At 63.5% G+C, this 16,787-nt stretch carries 13 protein-coding genes; 6 read left to right on the top strand and 7 right to left on the bottom strand.

Annotated elements, in window-relative coordinates:
* Positions 1 to 39: 39 nt before the first annotated feature.
* From LRS06_RS00705 to acs, 3 genes are all read left to right on the top strand, one after another.
* Entirely contained in the window at positions 40 to 2,787 is a 2,748-nt protein-coding gene (locus LRS06_RS00705; protein ID WP_257869700.1) for a sensor histidine kinase, read from the top strand.
* A gap of 153 nt (positions 2,788 to 2,940) precedes the next feature.
* Complete coding sequence (locus tag LRS06_RS00700; protein ID WP_257869699.1) at positions 2,941 to 3,321, top strand: response regulator transcription factor; 381 nt, start codon at positions 2,941 to 2,943, stop codon at positions 3,319 to 3,321.
* 64 nt (positions 3,322 to 3,385) lie between these two features.
* Positions 3,386 to 5,311, top strand: coding sequence for an acetate--CoA ligase (acs, locus tag LRS06_RS00695; protein ID WP_257869698.1), 1,926 nt, complete (start codon positions 3,386 to 3,388; stop codon positions 5,309 to 5,311).
* 387 nt (positions 5,312 to 5,698) lie between these two features.
* Here acs and LRS06_RS00690 read toward each other — a convergent pair whose 3' ends face one another.
* The 7 genes from LRS06_RS00690 to LRS06_RS00660 form a co-directional block, all read right to left on the bottom strand.
* A complete protein-coding gene (locus LRS06_RS00690; RefSeq protein WP_257869697.1) occupies positions 5,699 to 6,151 on the bottom strand; it encodes a GreA/GreB family elongation factor in 453 nt (150 codons plus the stop codon).
* 30 nt (positions 6,152 to 6,181) lie between these two features.
* On the bottom strand, positions 6,182 to 7,624 hold the full coding sequence (locus tag LRS06_RS00685; RefSeq protein WP_257869696.1) for an efflux transporter outer membrane subunit: 1,443 nt from the start codon (positions 7,622 to 7,624) through the stop codon (positions 6,182 to 6,184).
* A 197-nt stretch (positions 7,625 to 7,821) separates the two neighbouring features.
* Positions 7,822 to 11,004 (bottom strand): efflux RND transporter permease subunit, encoded by a 3,183-nt coding sequence (locus LRS06_RS00680; RefSeq protein WP_257869695.1) that lies wholly within the window; start codon positions 11,002 to 11,004, stop codon positions 7,822 to 7,824.
* Positions 11,005 to 11,091: 87 nt separating this feature from the next.
* Positions 11,092 to 12,291, bottom strand: coding sequence for an efflux RND transporter periplasmic adaptor subunit (locus LRS06_RS00675; protein ID WP_257869694.1), 1,200 nt, complete (start codon positions 12,289 to 12,291; stop codon positions 11,092 to 11,094).
* 17 nt (positions 12,292 to 12,308) lie between these two features.
* Positions 12,309 to 12,578 (bottom strand): hypothetical protein, encoded by a 270-nt coding sequence (locus LRS06_RS00670; protein ID WP_257869693.1) that lies wholly within the window; start codon positions 12,576 to 12,578, stop codon positions 12,309 to 12,311.
* A gap of 253 nt (positions 12,579 to 12,831) precedes the next feature.
* Complete coding sequence (locus tag LRS06_RS00665; RefSeq protein WP_257869692.1) at positions 12,832 to 14,211, bottom strand: HAMP domain-containing sensor histidine kinase; 1,380 nt, start codon at positions 14,209 to 14,211, stop codon at positions 12,832 to 12,834.
* Positions 14,212 to 14,223: 12 nt separating this feature from the next.
* Positions 14,224 to 14,898, bottom strand: coding sequence for a response regulator transcription factor (locus LRS06_RS00660; RefSeq protein ID WP_257869691.1), 675 nt, complete (start codon positions 14,896 to 14,898; stop codon positions 14,224 to 14,226).
* Between the two features lie 180 nt (positions 14,899 to 15,078).
* Here LRS06_RS00660 and LRS06_RS00655 point away from each other — a divergent pair, with 180 nt between their 5' ends.
* From LRS06_RS00655 to LRS06_RS00645, 3 genes are read left to right on the top strand one after another with little or no spacing between them, the layout of a single operon-like run.
* Positions 15,079 to 15,366, top strand: coding sequence for an MCP four helix bundle domain-containing protein (locus tag LRS06_RS00655; RefSeq protein WP_257869690.1), 288 nt, complete (start codon positions 15,079 to 15,081; stop codon positions 15,364 to 15,366).
* Positions 15,367 to 15,368: 2 nt separating this feature from the next.
* Positions 15,369 to 15,746, top strand: a complete 378-nt coding sequence (locus tag LRS06_RS00650; protein ID WP_257869689.1) for a hypothetical protein — start codon at positions 15,369 to 15,371, stop codon at positions 15,744 to 15,746.
* Positions 15,747 to 15,799: 53 nt separating this feature from the next.
* Positions 15,800 to 16,711: a YitT family protein gene (locus LRS06_RS00645; RefSeq protein ID WP_257869688.1), complete on the top strand. Its 912-nt coding sequence runs from the start codon at positions 15,800 to 15,802 to the stop codon at positions 16,709 to 16,711.
* The last annotated feature ends 76 nt before the right edge of the window (positions 16,712 to 16,787 follow it).

Raw genomic sequence — 16,787 nt, 5'->3', positions numbered from 1 at the left:
ATATTAATTACTGATTGTTCATTACTAATTGTCAAATAAATGCCCATCTGGCTGGTTCTTGGCTTTTCCTTCGGCTACCTCGCCCTGTTGTTTGGGGTGGCGTACGCGGCGGAGCGCCGGTCGGCGGCTCGGCGGAGCCTGGTGAGCAACCCCTACGTGTACGCCCTGAGCATGGCCGTGTACTGCACCGCTTGGACGTACTACGGCTCCGTGGGCCGGGCGGCGCACTTCGGGCTGGAGTTTGTGGGTATCTACCTGGGACCTACGCTTATGGCCCCGGCCAACTGGTTGGTAATGCGCAAGATTATCCGCATCTGCCGCCGGCAGCGCCTCACTTCCATTGCCGATTTCATTTCGGCCCGCTACGGCAAGAGTGCCTCCCTGGGCGCTCTGGTTACGGTGGTGTGCGTGCTGGGCGTGGTGCCCTACATTGCCCTCCAGATAAAGGCCATTGCGGCTTCTTTCGACATCCTGACGCAGCCGGTCAGCGTGGCCCTGCCGGCGCAAGCGGCCTCGGCCGGGGTGGGTTCGGCCTTTTATACCACGGTGGCGCTGGCGTTTTTTACCATCATCTTCGGGGTGCGCTCCATCGAAGCCACCGAGCGGCACGAAGGCATGGTGCTGGCCGTGGCCCTGGAAAGTCTGGTGAAGCTGGTGGCCTTTCTGGCGGCGGGTCTCTTTGTAACCTACGGCCTGTTCGGGGGCTTTGCCGATGTATTCGAGCAGGCCGCCGCGTTGCCGGAGCTTCGCCGCCTGTTTACGTTGGACGGGGCCGGGACCACGCCGGGGCAGTGGTTCACGCTGCTGCTGCTGAGTATGGCCGCCATTCTGCTGCTGCCGCGCCAGTTTCAGGTTTCGGTGGTGGAGAACGTAAACGAGGACCACCTGCGCAAAGCCATGTGGCTGTTTCCGCTCTACCTCATTATCATCAACCTGTTTGTGCTGCCTCTGGCCTTTGGCGGCCGCCTGCTCGACGCCGACGGGCGCTTCGACGCCGATACCTTTGTGCTGGCGCTGCCCCTGCAGGCGGGCCACCCGTGGCTGGCGCTGCTCATTTACCTGGGCGGGCTGTCGGCGGCCAGCAGCATGATTATCGTGGAAACCATTGCCCTGAGCGTGATGATGAGCAACCACCTGCTGATGCCGCTGCTGGTGCGCGTGCCCGCTGCCCGCGCCGAGGGTGCCCGGTGGTTTGCCTACCTGGGGCAGGTAGCCCTGCACAGCCGCCGCCTGGCCGTGGTGCTGGTGCTGCTGCTGGCCTACGGCTACTACGCCGTGGTGGGCCACCTGCTGCCGCTCGTCAACATCGGGCTGGTGTCGTTTGCGGCGGTGGCGCAGTTTGTGCCGGTGGTGCTGGGCGGGCTTTACTGGAAGGGCGGCACCCGCCAGGGCGCTACGGCCGGCATCCTGGCGGGGTTCGTCATCTGGTTTTTTACCCTGGTCTTGCCCACACTCGTTGGGCCCGATATGCTGGCTGCCGACCTGCTCACGCGTGGGCTATTCAACCAAAGCTGGCTGCGGCCATTTGCCCTGTTTGGCCTTGACGGGCTGGATTACCTTTCGCACGGCTTGTTCTGGAGCTGGTTTTTCAACCTGGGCTTGTACGTGGGCGTCTCGCTCGGGCGGCAACCTACGGCCCTGGAGCAGCGGCAGGCCGAGGTGTTCGTGGACGTATTCCGGCACGGCTCCGGCTTCGAGGGGCCGGCCGGCTGGCACAGCGCCGCGCCCCTGCCCGACGTGCGCGCCCTGCTCACCGGCTTCCTCGGGAAAAAGCGCACCACCCAGGCCCTACGGGCTTTTCAGGAACAATTTCCCGAAGCTCACCTGACGGACTCCACAACCCCGCCCCAGGCCGACCCGCACCTGCTGGCTTACGCCGAAAAGCTGCTGGCCGGCTCTATTGGGCCTGCCTCGGCCCGGCTGCTGCTGCGCTCCTCGGTGGGAGTGGAGGACATCAGCTTCGATAACGTGGTGGGCATTCTCAAGGAAAGTCAGCAGCTGCTCGAAGCCAACCGCCAGCTCCAGAAGCAGCAGCGCCAGCTCCAGCGCCTGACGCAGGAGCTGCAGGCTGCCTACGACCAGCTGCAGGAGCTGGATCAGCACAAGGATGAGTTTCTGTACACCGTCACGCACGAGCTGCGCACTCCGCTTACCAGCATCCGGGCCCTGGCCGAAATCCTGACCGACAACCCCGACCTGGAAGAAGAGGAGCGGCAACGGTTTCTGCTCACCATCACCCGGGAATCGGAACGGCTGGGGCGGCTAATTACGCTGGTGCTGGACCTGGAAAAGTACGAGTCGGGCAAGGCCACCTTGGACCTAATGCCGGTGGATGTAGCCGATGTAGTAACCGACGCGCTGGAAGCCGTAGGCCAGTTGCTGCGCGACAAGCACATCCAACTGGACCTGGCCGTACCGCCCGGCCTGCCGCACTTGCCCGGCGACCGGGACCGGCTGATGCAGGTGCTGGTGAACCTGCTCTCCAACGCCGTAAAATCCTGCCGCGCCGATGGCTCCGGCCGCATTGCGGTAGGAGTGGAGGCCACGACTGACCTGCTGCGCCTCGCGGTGCAGGACAACGGCAAGGGCATCGACCCGGAGTTTCACCAGCTTATCTTCGACAAGTTCTTCCAGGCGCGCCACCAGACCATGCGCAAGCCCGAGGGCTCGGGGCTGGGGCTGGCCATCACCAAAAAGATAGTGGAGCTGCACGCCGGCCGCATCTGGGTGGAAAGCCAGCCCGGCCACGGCGCCTGCTTCTCGGTGGAACTGCCGCTGGTTAATTAGTAATTGATAATTAGGAATGAGTAATTATTTAAGCAGTCATGCGCTTTTGTCAACTGCTTCTACTTGTCAGATTATCGGGCTGATAAATAGTTGGGCCTGGAATACGTGTCCTCGTCAGAGTTATTCATTGCTAATTCTGAATTACTAATTGAAATGATGCCTCCTCACATTCTCATTGTCGACGACGAGCCGAATATCGTCATGTCCCTGGAGTTCCTGATGCGCAAAGCCGGCTACTCCGTCAGCATTGCCCGCAACGGCACCGAAGCCCTGGAGGCCATCGACCGCACGGCTTTCGACGTGGTGCTGCTTGATATTATGATGCCTGACGTGGACGGCTACCAGGTGTGCCGCCACCTGCGCCAGCGCGCTGACCGGGCCACCAGCCGCGTTATCTTTCTGTCGGCCAAAAGCAAGGAGGCCGACATTCAGAAAGGCTACGAGGCCGGCGCCGACCTCTACCTGCCCAAGCCCTTCAGCACCCGCCAGCTCATGGACAAAGTGAAAGAGCTGCTGGCGGCCGGCCATTCGTAGGGCAACCATGCGCCATTATCAAACTTTATTTACAACTTCACCACCTCAAAACGTCACCGTTCCCATGCCCGAAACGCCCGCTAAGCACCCTCGCATCCGTAGCATCGAAGGCTACCACGAAGCCTACCACCTCAGCATTCATCACCCCGAGGAGTTCTGGGCCTCGGTGGCCGCGCCCTTCACCTGGCGCCGCAAGTGGGACAAGGTGCTCAGCTCCGATATGTCGGCCGGGAAAAATGAGTGGTTTGCCGGAGCGCGCCTCAACATCACCGAAAACTGCCTCGACCGCCACCTGGCCACGCGCGGCAACAAGCTAGCCCTGATATGGGAGCCCAATGACTCCAAGGAGCGGCACATGCGCCTCACCTACCGGGAACTGCACCAGCGCGTGTGTCAGTTTGCCAACGTGCTGCACAACAACGGCGTGGAAAAAGGCGACCGGGTGTGCTTATACATGCCGATGATTCCGGAGCTGGCTATTGCGGTGCTGGCCTGCGCCCGCATCGGGGCGGTGCACTCCGTTATTTTCGCCGGCTTCTCGGCCACCGCTATTGCCGACCGGGTGAACGATGCCCAAGCTACCGTGGTGCTCACGGCTGACGGCCTGAACCGGGGCGCCAAGCAGATTCCGGTGAAGCGGGTAGTAGATGAAGCCCTGGAAATCTGCCCCTCGGTGCGCCGCGTGATTGTGGTGGAGCACCTGGGCTGGCCCGTGCAGATGGAGGAGGGCCGCGACGTATGGTACCACGAAGAAGCCGAGGGGGTAGCCAAAACCTGCCCCGCCGAGGAAATGGCCGCCGAAGACCCGCTGTTTATTCTCTACACCTCGGGCAGCACCGGCAAGCCCAAGGGCGTAGTGCACACCACCGCCGGCTACATGGTGTGGACCGACTACACGTTCCGCAACGTGTTTCAGATAGAGGAAAATGACATCTACTGGTGCACGGCCGACATTGGCTGGGTAACGGGCCACTCATACCTGCTCTACGGGCCCCTGCTGGCCGGCAGCACCTCGCTCATGTTCGAGGGCATTCCCACCTACCCCGATGCCGGCCGCTTCTGGGAGGTGATTGACAAGCACTCCGTCACGATTTTCTACACCGCACCTACTGCTATCCGAAGCCTGATGGCCGCGCCGCTGGACAACGTGCTCAGCTACTCGCTCGACTCGCTGCGGGTGCTGGGCTCGGTGGGGGAGCCCATCAACGAGGAGGCCTGGCACTGGTACCATACCCACGTGGGCAAGGAGCGGTGCCCCATCGTAGATACCTGGTGGCAGACGGAAACCAGTGGCATCATGATTTCGGCGCTGGCGGGCATTACGCCCTCGGTGCCGGCCCGCGCTGGGCTGCCGCTGCCCGGGGTGCTGCCCGTGCTGCTCACCCAGGAAGGCCAGGAAATAGAAGGCAACGACCAGGAAGGGTATCTGGCCATCAAGCAAAGCTGGCCGGGTATCATTCGTACCACCTACGGCGACCATGAGCGCGCCCGCCAGACGTACTTTGCGCCGTACGCCGGCTACTACTTCACCGGCGACGGTGCCCGCCGCGACGAGCAGGGCCTCTACCGCATTATCGGCCGGGTGGATGATGTTATCAACGTGTCGGGCCACCGCTTCGGCACGGCCGAAATCGAAAACGCCATCAACCAGAACAGCCACGTCATCGAATCGGCCGTGGTGGGCTACCCGCACGATGTGAAAGGCCAGGGCATCTACGCCTACGTGATTCTGGGCGAGGCCCTGCCGGAGCGCGAAGCCGACCGCCAGCACATCGAGGCCAGCATTATTGAAACGGTGGTGGCCGAAATCGGCAAGATTGCCAAGCCCGACAAAATTCAGCTGGTAGCGGGGCTACCCAAAACCCGCTCGGGCAAAATCATGCGCCGCATCCTGCGCAAAGTGGCCGAAGGCGAAACCAGCAACCTCGGCGACACCTCCACGCTGCTGGACCCGGCCGTGGTAGACGAGATTATCAAAGGAAAGAAATAAATAAGCAGCGCTTAAGCTATTTGAGACACAACAGTCCGCGCATCTGCGTGCGCGGGTACTCAGTCTGAATCCCGTTTCCAGTCAGATGCTCAGGAGCCAGAGGAAGCGCCGTTAGCTACTGGGCCCCAAAGAGCAGTGGTCGTAGCTGGCCTCTGCGTATACTATCTGTGAGCAGTACGCCCACGAGCGAGGTGAAAAACGCCTTGTTCGTGGGCATGCTTTATGGATATTGGTTGGCTCAGGGTGAGAAGGTTAACTCATATTTCAGGCTGAGCAAAAGCCGCGAAATTGAACCTGAAGACAGCAAAGAAGTGAATAGCGGCTCAGGCCGGACGCCGACGGCAAGGCAGGGAACAATAGCCGGCCCAATTGGATTGCTGCCTGGCCCTAGCTGTGCCAGTCGCCGGCCGCTTCAGGCTGGTGCAGAATGGCTTCGACCCAGTAGCTGGCCGGGCCCTGCGCAGCGGGCCACCGCACTTTGTCGCCCAGCCGCGCGCCCAGCACGGCAATGGCCACCGGGCTGAGGATGGAAATGCGGTTGCGGCTTAGGTCCGCATCTGGCGGGTATACCAAGGTGATTTCCAACTCGTCGATGCTGTGCAAATCCCGGAGCTTGATGCGGGAGTTCATGGTCACTACATCCGGTAGAATATCGTAGGAATCAACCAGATGAGCACGGGTCAGCTCATGCTCCAGCGTGGTCAAGGCAGGGGACGCAACTGCCGGGTGCTCTTGCTGCACCAGTTCCATCAGCCGCGCGTAGTCCAGCCGGGTCACGTAGATATCGGACGGTGAATGCAGGGTTTTCATCAGGTGGCGGGTTAGCAGGTCGGTAGTCATGGTATCAGGCAGGCAAAAAATAAAAATCAACTACTGCCAGCCCCCGCCCAGGGCCCGGTACAAACCCACGCTCTGCAGCAGCTGGCTATGGCGCGACTCGGCCAGACTCAGCTCGGCTTCGAGCACGCTGCGTTGGGCGGTAATAACTTCGAGGTAGGTGGCATAGCCGGCCACGAACAGCTTGTTGGACGTGGCCACGGCCCGGCTCAGCAACTCAACTTCCTGCTGGCGGGCGGCGGCGGCGGCGCGGTAGTTTTCCAGCCCCTGCAGGCCGTTCACCACTTCGCGGAAGCCGGTTTGCAGCGACTGCTGGTAGCGGTAGTAAGACTCGTAGCTGCCGGCCGTGGCCAGGCGGAAGTCGGCCTTGAACTGGGCCCGGTTCAGCAGCGGGCCCGTGAGGCCGGCCAGAGCCCCGTAGGCCAGCGAAGCCGGGTCGAAGAGCTTGGCGCTGCGGTAGGAGTTGAAGCCCACATAAGGCGTGAGGGTGAGGGCGGGCAGGAAGGCGGCCCGGGCGGCGGCCACGTCGGCGCGGGCGGCCTGCATCTCCAGCTCGGCCTGGCGCACGTCGGGCCGGCGCAGCAGGGCCGTGGCGGGCACGCCGGCGCTGAGGCGCTCGGGCAGTACCTGCCCGGGCAGCGGCCGGCCTCGGGTGATGGCGCGCCGGTAGCGCCCCAGCAGCTGGTTGAGGCCGGTTTCGGCTTCGGTCACGCGTTGCCGGGCTTCGTGGGCCAGGCTTTCGGTGCGGGCTACCTGGGCCGCAAACTGCTGCACGGCCAGCTCGGTGGCCCGGCCGGCCTGCTTCTGCACGCGCATCAGGTCCAGGGCTTCGCGCTGCAGGGCCGTGTTGCGGTCCAGCACGGCCAGCTGGTTGTCGGCCGTGAGCAGCTCGTAGTAGAGGCGAGCCACTTCGGCTACCACGTTGGTTGTGACGAGGTGGCGGCCCTGCTCCGAGGCCAACACCCGCAGGTAGGCCGCCTGACGGCGCTGGCGCAGCTTGCCCCAAAGGTCAATTTCCCAGGAGCTGCGCAGCCCCACGAAAAACTCCGGCGTCACCGGCCCGGGAATGCGCTGCGGCCCATCGATGTTGGGCGACAGGTTGGTGTCGAAGTTGCCCACCCCGTTGAGGGTGTAGCGGCCGTACCGGTCGGCGCTGGCCGAGGCAGCGGCCGACACCGTGGGCAGCAGCGCCCCGCGGCGGGCCAGGTACTGGGCCCGGGCAGTTTCCACGCGCTGCAGGGCCAGCTGCAGGTCCAGATTCTGGCGCAGCGCCGTGTCGATGAGGGCCGTCAGGGCGGGGTCCTGGAAAAACTGGCGCCAGGGCTGGGCGCCGGCGTGGAGCGTGTCGGTGGCTGTCGCGCGCGGGGTGAAGGCCGCCGGCAGCGGCGCCCCGGCCGTGGGCTCGGCCGGGGCCGCCACCCGGCAACTGGTAGCTAGCAGGGTAAGGCTGAAAAGAAGGGCTGAAAGCAGGCGCATGGCAGGTCAGGGTTTTGTGCTGGGGTGGGCCTCACCCCCTAACCCCCTCTCCCTCGGAGAGGGGGACTAGTTTTTAGCTCTAGTCAATAGCTCAGTTCAATAATTGAAGTCCGATTGAAGTCGTCAGGCTCCCCCTCTCCCCCATGTCGCGCATTAAGCGAGGGAAGGGGGCCGGCCCCGGAGGGGTCCCGTGAGGCTTAATGCGCCACCAGCTCCCGCTCCCGCACTTCCTCCGCTTCCGCCGGCTCGTCGGCCTCCAAGTTTTTCACTTTCTCGAAGGAGGCAAACAGCACGTACAGGCCGGGAATCAGCACCATGCCGAACAGCGTGCCGATGAGCATGCCGCCCGCCGCCGCCGTGCCGATGGAGCGGTTGCCCAGGGCCCCGGCCCCGCTGGCAATGACCAGCGGAATCAGGCCCGCGATGAAGGCGAAGGAGGTCATCAGGATGGGCCGCAGGCGCGACACGGCCCCTTCCACGGCGGCATCGAGCACCGAAGCTCCGGCCCGGCGCTGCTGCTCGGCAAACTCGATGATGAGAATGGCATTCTTACCGAGCAAACCCACCAGCATCACCAGCGCCACCTGGGCGTAGATGTTGTTTTCCAGTCCCAGCAGCTTTAGGCTGAGGAAGGCGCCGAACACGCCGGTGGGCAAGCTCAGCAGCACGGGCAGGGGGAGCAGCAGGCTTTCGTACTGCGCCGCCAGCAGCAGGTACACGAAGATGAGCACCACGCCGAAGACGTACAGGGCCTGGTCGCCGCTCAGAATCTGCTCGCGGGTCATACCGCTCCACTCGTAGGCGTAGCCGCGGGGCAGCTCCTTGGCCGCTACCTTCTCGATGGCCGTGATGGCGTCGCCGGAGCTGTAGCCGGGAGCGGCGTCGCCGTTGAGCATAGCCGAGGTGTACATGTTGTAGCGCGTGAGCTGGTCGGGGCCGAAGACGCGCTCCAGCTTCACGAAGGTGGAGAAGGGCACCATCTCGCCCCGGTCGTTTTTCACGTGCAAAGCCAGCAGGTCGTCGGGGCGGCTGCGGTACTCGGGGCCGGCCTGCACCATCACCTTGTACATCTGCCCGAAGCGGATGAAGTTGGAGGCGTAATAGCTGCCCATCAGCGTCTGCAGCGTGCTCATGGCCGCGTCGATGGTCACTCCCTTTTTGGCGGCCATGTCCTGGTCGACGTGAATCAGGTACTGCGGGAAGTTGGGGTCGAACGAGGTGAAGGCGCCGCCGATGGCCGGGTCCTTGCGCAAAGCGGTGAGGAAAGTCTGCGACACTGCGGCAGTTTTCTGCAAGTCGCCCGTGCCCGACTTGTCCAGCAAACGCAGCTCAAAGCCGCTGCTGTTACCGAAGCCCGGCACTGTGGGCGGCGGCAGAAACTGAATGTCAGCGTCGCTGATGCCCTTGGTTTTCTCTTCCAGCTCGGCAATGAACTGGGCCACCGACTGCTCGCGCTGGTCCCAGGGCTTGAGGTTAATCATGCCCATGCCATAGCTGGAGCCGGCCACCTCGTTCACCAGGCTGTAGCCGGCCAGCGTCGATACCGACTCTACCGGCCCCAGCTTACTGGCAATGCGCTGCACTTCGTCGAGCACGGCCTCGGTGCGCTCCACGGTGGCGCCGGCGGGTGTGGTCACGTTCACGTACACCATGCCCTGGTCCTCGGTCGGGATAAAGCCCGAGGGCAGAATCTTGTTCACGCCCCAGGTGGCGGCGCAGAAGCCCGCCAGCACCAGCAGCGTCACCACGCGGCGCCCGGCCACCGCCCGCAGCAGGCCCTGGTAGCGCCCCGCCAGCGCCTCATAGCGCCGGTTGAATCCGGCAAAAAAGCGACCCATTAGTCCCTTGGGCTTCTCGCCTTCCGCCAGTGGCGTGTGCTTGAGCAGCAGCGCGCACAGGGCCGGCGTGAGCGTCACGGCATTAATACCCGAAATGACAATGGCAATGGCCAGCGTGAGCGAAAACTGCCGGTAGAACACGCCCACGGGCCCTTCCATGAAGGAAACCGGGATGAACACCGCCGACATCACCAGCGTGATGGCAATGAGCGAGGAGCTGATTTCGCCCATGGCCTCGAAGGTGGCTGCGCGCGCCGGCAGGTGCTTTTCCTGCATTTTGGCGTGCACGGCTTCCACCACCACAATGGCGTTATCGACCACAATGCCAATGGCCAGCACCAGCGCAAACAGCGTGAGCAGGTTAATTGAGAAGCCCAGCGTCTGCATGAAAAACAGGGTGCCAATGAGGGCCACGGGCACGGCCAGCGCCGGAATCAGCGTGGAGCGCCAGTCCTGCAAAAACAGGTACACGATGACGAACACCAGCAGGAAAGCCTCAAACAACGTGCGCATTACCTCGTGAATACTGGCGTCGAGGAAGCGCGACACGTCGTAGGCGATGCTGTACTTCATGCCGGGCGGGAAGCTGCTGGTTTGCAGCTCGGCCATGCGCGTTTTCACGTTGGCGATGACGTCCGAAGCGTTGGAGCCCGGGCGCTGCTTGAGCATGATGGCCGCCGAGGGTTTGCCGTCGGTTTTGGAAGCCATGCTGTAGGTGAGCGAGCCGAACTCCACGTCGGCCACCTCGCGCAGGCGCAGCACCGAGCCGTCGGCGTTGGCCCGCACCACGATGTTGCGGTACTGGTCGGGCTCGAAAAACTTGCCCGTGTAGCGCAGCACGTACTGCATCGACTGCGCCTTTTCGGCGCCCGAGCTTTCGCCCGATTTGCCCGGCGCGGCCTCCACGTTCTGGGCCCGGATGGCGGCCACCACTTCGTCGGTGCCCACGTCGTAGGCCGCCATGCGGTCGGGCTTCAGCCACACGCGCATGGAGTACTCGCGCGAGCCCATGATTTCAGCAAAGCCCACACCATCAATGCGCTTGAGCTCCTGCAATACATTGATGTCGGCGAAGTTGTAGATGAACTTCTCGCCGGCGGCCTTGTCGTCGCTCGTGATGTTGAGGTAGAGCAGCATGGAGTTTACCTCCTTTTCCGTCGTCACACCCGCCTTGATAACCTCCTCCGGCAGCTCGTCCAGAATGGTCGTCACACGGTTCTGCACGCCCACAGCGGCCAGGTCGGGGTCGGTGCCTACTTTGAAGAACACCGTGATGAGCGTCACGCCGTTGTTGGAGCTCACCGAGTTCATGTAGGTCATGCCCGGCACGCCGTTGATGGCGCGCTCCAGCGGCGTGGCCACGGCCTTGGCGCACACCTCGGCGTTGGCGCCGGTGTACTTGGCCGTCACCGTCACCGAGGGCGGCACGATGTCGGGAAACTGCGTGATGGGCAGTGTGAACAAGGCCAGCCCGCCCAGCAGCACCAGGAACACCGAAATTACCAGCGAGAGTATTGGCCGTCGGATGAAGATATTGAACATGGGAAGGAGCGCCGGCTCAGCGAAGAGCCAGCGGGTTGGTTCAGAAAGAAGAGTTGAGGAGCGGGGGCGGCCGGAGCCGGGCCGGGGTTACCGGGCCGCCAGGGCCAGCAGCGAATCCAGGTGCACGGCTTTCGGCTGGATGCGCTGCCCGTCGCGGAGGCTGGCCGCGCCCTCGTATACCACCCGCTCGCCGGGCTTGAGGCCCTGCTTCACCACGTAGAAGTCGCCGGTGCGCGTCTGGGGCACGAAGTTGCGCATGTGCACCGCGCCCTGGGCATCCACCACGTAGACGTAGTTTTTATCCTGAATCTCGAACACCGACTTCTGGGGCAGCAGCAGGGCGGCCGGCAGCGTGGTGGTGAGGCGAATGCGGCCCGAGGCGCCATGCTTGAGCATCCGTTGGGGGTTGGCAAAACGGGCGCGGAACGCCAGCGAGCCGGTGTTGGGGTTGAACTCGCTCTCGGTGGTTTCGATGTGGCCGGGGATGGGGTACGCCGAACCATCGGCCAGCGTGAGCCGCACCGAGTCGGAGTGGCGGTCGGGGTGCTGCTGCCGGGCTTTCACGTACTGCAGGTACTCGCCCTCGCCCACGTTGAAGTAGGCGTACACCTCGTGCAGGTCCGAGACCGTGGTCAGCAGCGTGCCTTCTTCCACCACACTGCCCCGCTTCAGCGGAATCCGGTCGATAATGCCGTCGAACGGGGCCCGCACCAGGGTGTAGCCCAGGCTGAGGCGGGCGGCGGCTTCCCCGGCCCGGGCCTCGGCCACGCGGGCCTCGGCGTCCTTCACCTTGCTTGAGGCCAACGCCAGCTCGGTTTTGGCGATGATGTTTTCCTCCACCAGCAGCCGCACCCGCTCACGCTCGACGCGGGCGGCGCTGGCCTGGGCCTGGGCACCAGCCAGCGCGGCCTGAGCCTGGCTGAGCCGGTTCTTGTGGGCGCTGGCGTTAAGCTGGAACAGCGGCTGGCCTTTCTTCACCGGCCGCCCCTCGTCCACGAAAATCTGTTCGAGGAAGCCCGCTACCTGGGCCCGCACCTCCACGTTGCGCACGGCCTGCACGTCGGCCACGTAGTCGTGAAACAGCTCCTGCTCGGTGGTTTTGAGGGCCACTACGGGCAGCACCTCCGGGGCGGCGGGCTGCTCCGGCGTCTTGCCTTCTACCGAGCAGCTGCTGACGCCAGCGGCCAGGACGGCGAGCAGCACGCCGCCCCACAGGCGCTGGCGCAGCGCAGCCCGGGGGCTGGTCCATAAAGTGAGCAGGGGCATTTTAAAAGAGGGCTGGTTCATCGGAAAAAGAGTAGCGGTTATTTGAAGGGAAGAACCTTGCCGGCGACCAGGTTGCGCGACAGGATGAGCAGGCTGTCTTGGCGTTGCTGGTGCTGCTGGCAGCTGGCCAGCAGGCGCTGGGTCTGGTGCAGGTCGGCAGTAGTAGCGGCCAGTTCGGCGCTCACGTCGTCGGGCCAGTCCTCAATCCGGGCGGCCAGCAGCAGCCCGTTCAGGCCCAGCGACAGCGCCAGGACCCCGCCGAGCAGCAGCGCCAGAAAGTTGAGGGAACGGGATTCAGAGCCGGTCATCGCAGTGGGGCGGCCGAAGCCTAGTGAAACGTGCCACAAAGGACCCGCCCCAACATGAGAATGAGATGAGAAGCGTATGAGAAAACATGAGAGCCACAACTCCCCTTGTTTAAGGCAGAATAAAAAGAACGTCATCCTGAGCGCAGCGAAGGACCTTATCACGTTCGAACGACTTGTTCTGACGTGATAAGGTCCTTCGCTGCGCTCAGGATGACAATAAAGTTGGATTACTGCTCCGCAACTGCCCCGCGGCCTACAGCGGCGCGGCCGGCAGCCACATGGTGGCCGTGGTGCCCTGCCCCGGAGCCGAGGTGATTTCGAGCCGGCCGCCGTGGCGCTGCACCACGCGTTGGGTGAGCGGCAGGCCCAGGCCGTAGCCGGGGCGGCCCAGGGCGCCCGTGGCGCGGTATAGGGGCTCGTAGATCTGCTGAAGCTCTTCCGCCGACAAACCCGGGCCGGCATCCTGCACCCGCACCCGCAGCGTCTGCGCGTCGCTGTACGCCAACTCGGTGCGCACCGCGCCGGGCGAGTACTTGCCGGCGTTGTCGAGCAGGTTCAGGATGGCGGTGGTCAGCAGCTCGGCGTTGCCGGGCAGCATGAACAGGTCGCCCTCAGTGTCGGCCGGGAATTCGCCGAACGAGAGCCGCCACTCCCGGCCGGGGTACTTGGCACGGGCAAACTCCAGAGCCAGGTTCAGGCACTCGTCCAGCCGCACGGGCGCAAAGGCCGGCAGGGCGCCGTCGGCCCGGGCCAGGTTGAGCAGGCCGTTGGTAAGGGCGCTCAGGTGGCGGGCGGCCTGCAGACTCTGGGCCAGGCTTTGCCGCGCTTCGGGTAGGGTCTTGTCGTACTCCAGGGCGGTTTCCAGCGTGCCTGTCAGCGTCGTGAGTGGGGTGCGCAGCTCGTGAGAGGCGTGCGAAAGAAAGCTGCGCTGCACGTCGAAAGCCTTTTCCAGCCCGGCCAGCATGTGGTTGATTACCCGGCTGAGCTGGGCCAGCTCGTCGCGCCCGTTGCCTTCGGAAAGGCGCCGCCCCAGGCTCGTAGCCGAAATGCGCCGGGCTTGCCGGATGACGCGTGAAATGGGCCGCAGGGCCGAACCGGCAAAAAACCAGCCCGCGACAATGGCAGTGGCCAGGGCGCCTACGTTGCCCAGCAGCAGCAGCAAACCCAGCTGCCGCTGCTGCGCCCACCCTACCCGGTCTTCGGCCGAGACGAAAATGCGGTAGTGGCCGTGGGGCGGATGGGCAAACGAAAGCCCCACGGTTTCGCGCCGGCCCTGGTGGGGGTAGGTTACCTGCTGGCCGGCGGTCAGCCCCGCCAGCCGCCGCCGGTTCAGGGTTTGGTCGATACGGTCGTCGCTGCTATAGCGCAGCACGTCGTCGGGGCCGTAGATGCTGATTTGCTCTCGGGGCAGGATGAGCAGGTCGTCGCGGCGCAGGGTGCCCATGATGCCCTTTTCCAGCTTGTGGGTGCGCACCAGCAGGCGGCCAGCCAGGGTGGCGCTGTTGGCCAGGCGGTGTTCGAAGCGCTGGGCCCGGGCATTGGCGTGGAAAAAGTAGATGAACGTGGAAAAGCTGAGCTGGATGCCGAGCACCAGCAGCGTAAAGCGCAGCATCAGCTTGTTGCGAATCAGCATAGGCGTCGGGGGTTATTGCTCCCGCATCACGTAGCCCATGCCCACCACGGTATGAATGAGCTTGGGCTCGAAGCCCTTGTCGATCTTCTTGCGCAGGTAGCCCACGTACACGTCGATGATGTTGGTGGTGGTGTCGAAGTCCACTTCCCACACTCGCTCGGCAATGTCGACGCGCGACACGATGCGGCCCTGGTTGAGCAGCAGGTGCTCCAGCAGCGAGTATTCGCGGGTGGTCAGGTCGATGCGCTGCCCGGCCCGGGTCACAATTTTCGAGTCCAGGTTCAGCTCCAGGTCGGCCAGGCGCAGCAACTGGGGGGCGCCCGTTTCGGCGTAACGCTTGGTCAGGGCCCGGGCCCGCAGCAGCAGCTCCCGGAAGGCGAAAGGCTTGGCCAGATAGTCGTCGGCCCCGGCCTCGAAGCCGGCTTCCTTGTCGGCCAAGCTGTCGAGGGCCGTGAGCATGAGAACCGGCACGCGGTGCCGGGCCGCGCGGATGTGGCGGCACAACTCCACCCCGTTGAGGTAGGGGAGGTTCACGTCGAGCACCACCAGGTCGTAGGGCTGCTGCTGGTACAGCGACCAGCCCGTGCGCCCATCGTAGGCCACCGTCAGCTCGTAGCCTTCGTGCTCAAACCCCTTTTTGATAAAGGAAGCCAGTTGGGGCTCGTCTTCCACCAGCAGAACTTTCATACCCGGAGTGAATGTGCGTGAACTCGTAAACGGGGCAATATAAGCAGTCAGGACCGATGCAGGTTGCCCGTCCGGCAGCGAAAAAGCAGGACAAGCTGGCCGACTTTCAGGGGGCTTTTCCCACTTTCCTGTTTTTTATCTGCAATTTAGGTTGTTCCGCTCACCCCTAGCTTCTGCATCATGCCTCTACTGTCCCGAATCCACTACAAGGCTAAGCCGATTTTCCTGTTTCTGATCGTGATGCTAACCATCCTGGCCAGCAGCGTGCTGGAAAAGCGGCTGATGCGCGACCTGAACACGTCCGTTTCTTCGCTGTACCAGGATAGATTGATGCCCGCCACGGGTTTGTTTCAGCTCAACGACTTGATGTATGCCAAGCAGCAGCTGCTGGCCGGTTACCTTGCCAGCCCCGCCGGGGGCGGCTCCAGCACGTACGGCGGCAGCTGGCCCGCCACAATCAGGATATAGCCGTGCTGGTTGATGGCTACCAGGCCACGTACATGGTGGCCGACGAAGCCCAGTTGTTTCATGATTTCCGGGCCCGCCTCAACCGGTATAACGCCCTGGAAACGCAGCTGCTGGCGGCGCAGCTGCCCGGCCCTGCTACCCAGGCGCTGGAGCAGGAGTTCGACCGGATTCACCGCGACCTGAGGATCCTCAACCTGATTCAGCAGCGGGTCGGGCAGGAGCTTTCCCGGGGCTCCGTTGTCACCGAAGGCACTGCCACGCTGCTCAGTAACCTGAAAATTGCGCTGCTGGTGATTTTTACGCTGGCCATTTACCGCGCCCTGCTCCTAGACAAGCACCCGCTCCTGCCCGGCAGCCTGAAGAATTTCCGACTGAACTGATTTTTGCGGCGTCGGGCATTGGGTCTGCGCTGATTTTTACTTATTTTCTTTTCATGCACCCACCCACAGGAATAACCCCAACACCACCAGAAAGCGCGGTCAAGCCTACTTTTCGCACTGGCCTGAAGAATCTGGCCTTTATCGTGGCTGGTATCCTGTCGGCCGGCATGGGGCTCAAAGGCTTCCTATTGTCGAGCCACTTTATCGACGGAGGGGCCACCGGTATTTCCATGCTGCTCTCGGCCGCGCTGGGGTTGCCGCTGTCCTGGGGGCTGCTGCTCATCAACCTGCCTTTTCTGGCTTTGGGCTACCGGCAGATGGGCGTGCAGTTTGCCCTGAAAAGCGCGGCGGCCATTGCGGGCCTGGCCGCCTGCCTGGTGCTGGTGCCATACCCCGATGTTACCCCCGACCTGCTCATTACCGCCGTGTTCGGGGGCGTGTTCATCGGGGCCGGCATCGGGCTGGCCATGCGCGGCGGGGCCGTGCTCGACGGCACCGAAATTCTGGCGCTGCTCATCAACCGCAACACGGCCCTGCTAAAGGTTAGTGACATCATTCTGATTGTCAATATCTTCATCTTCGGGGTGGCCGCCTTCGTGCTGGGCGTCACCGAGGCGCTGTACTCCATTCTGACTTATGTGGCGGCGTCCAAGACGCTCGATTTCATCCTCACCGGCATCGAGCAGTACACGGGCGTCACCATCATTTCTGAACACAGCGAGGCCGTGCGGGAAGCCATTACCACCAAGCTGGGCCGGGGCGTGACGGTATACAAGGGCGAGAGTGGCTTCGGCAAGCGGGGCGAGCAGCGCGAAGAGCGGAAAATTATTTTCACGGTGGTTACGCGCCTGGAGCTGCCCAGCCTGCGGGAGGAAATCAAGCGCCTGGACCCCAACGCCTTTATCGTGCAGCACAGCGTCGACGATGCCGTGGGCGGCATGCTCAAGCGCCGCCCGCTGCACTAGCGCCCGCCCAGCCGCAGCGGCCGCCTGGAAAAAGCACCCCTAAAAGAAAGCCCGGCCAATAGGCCAGGCTTTCTTT

The sequence above is a fragment of the Hymenobacter sp. J193 genome (assembly GCF_024700075.1).
GTDB lineage: Bacteria > Bacteroidota > Bacteroidia > Cytophagales > Hymenobacteraceae > Hymenobacter.
The sequence above is the reverse complement of the archived record's forward strand: the minus strand, read 5'-3'. Positions and strand labels throughout refer to the sequence as shown.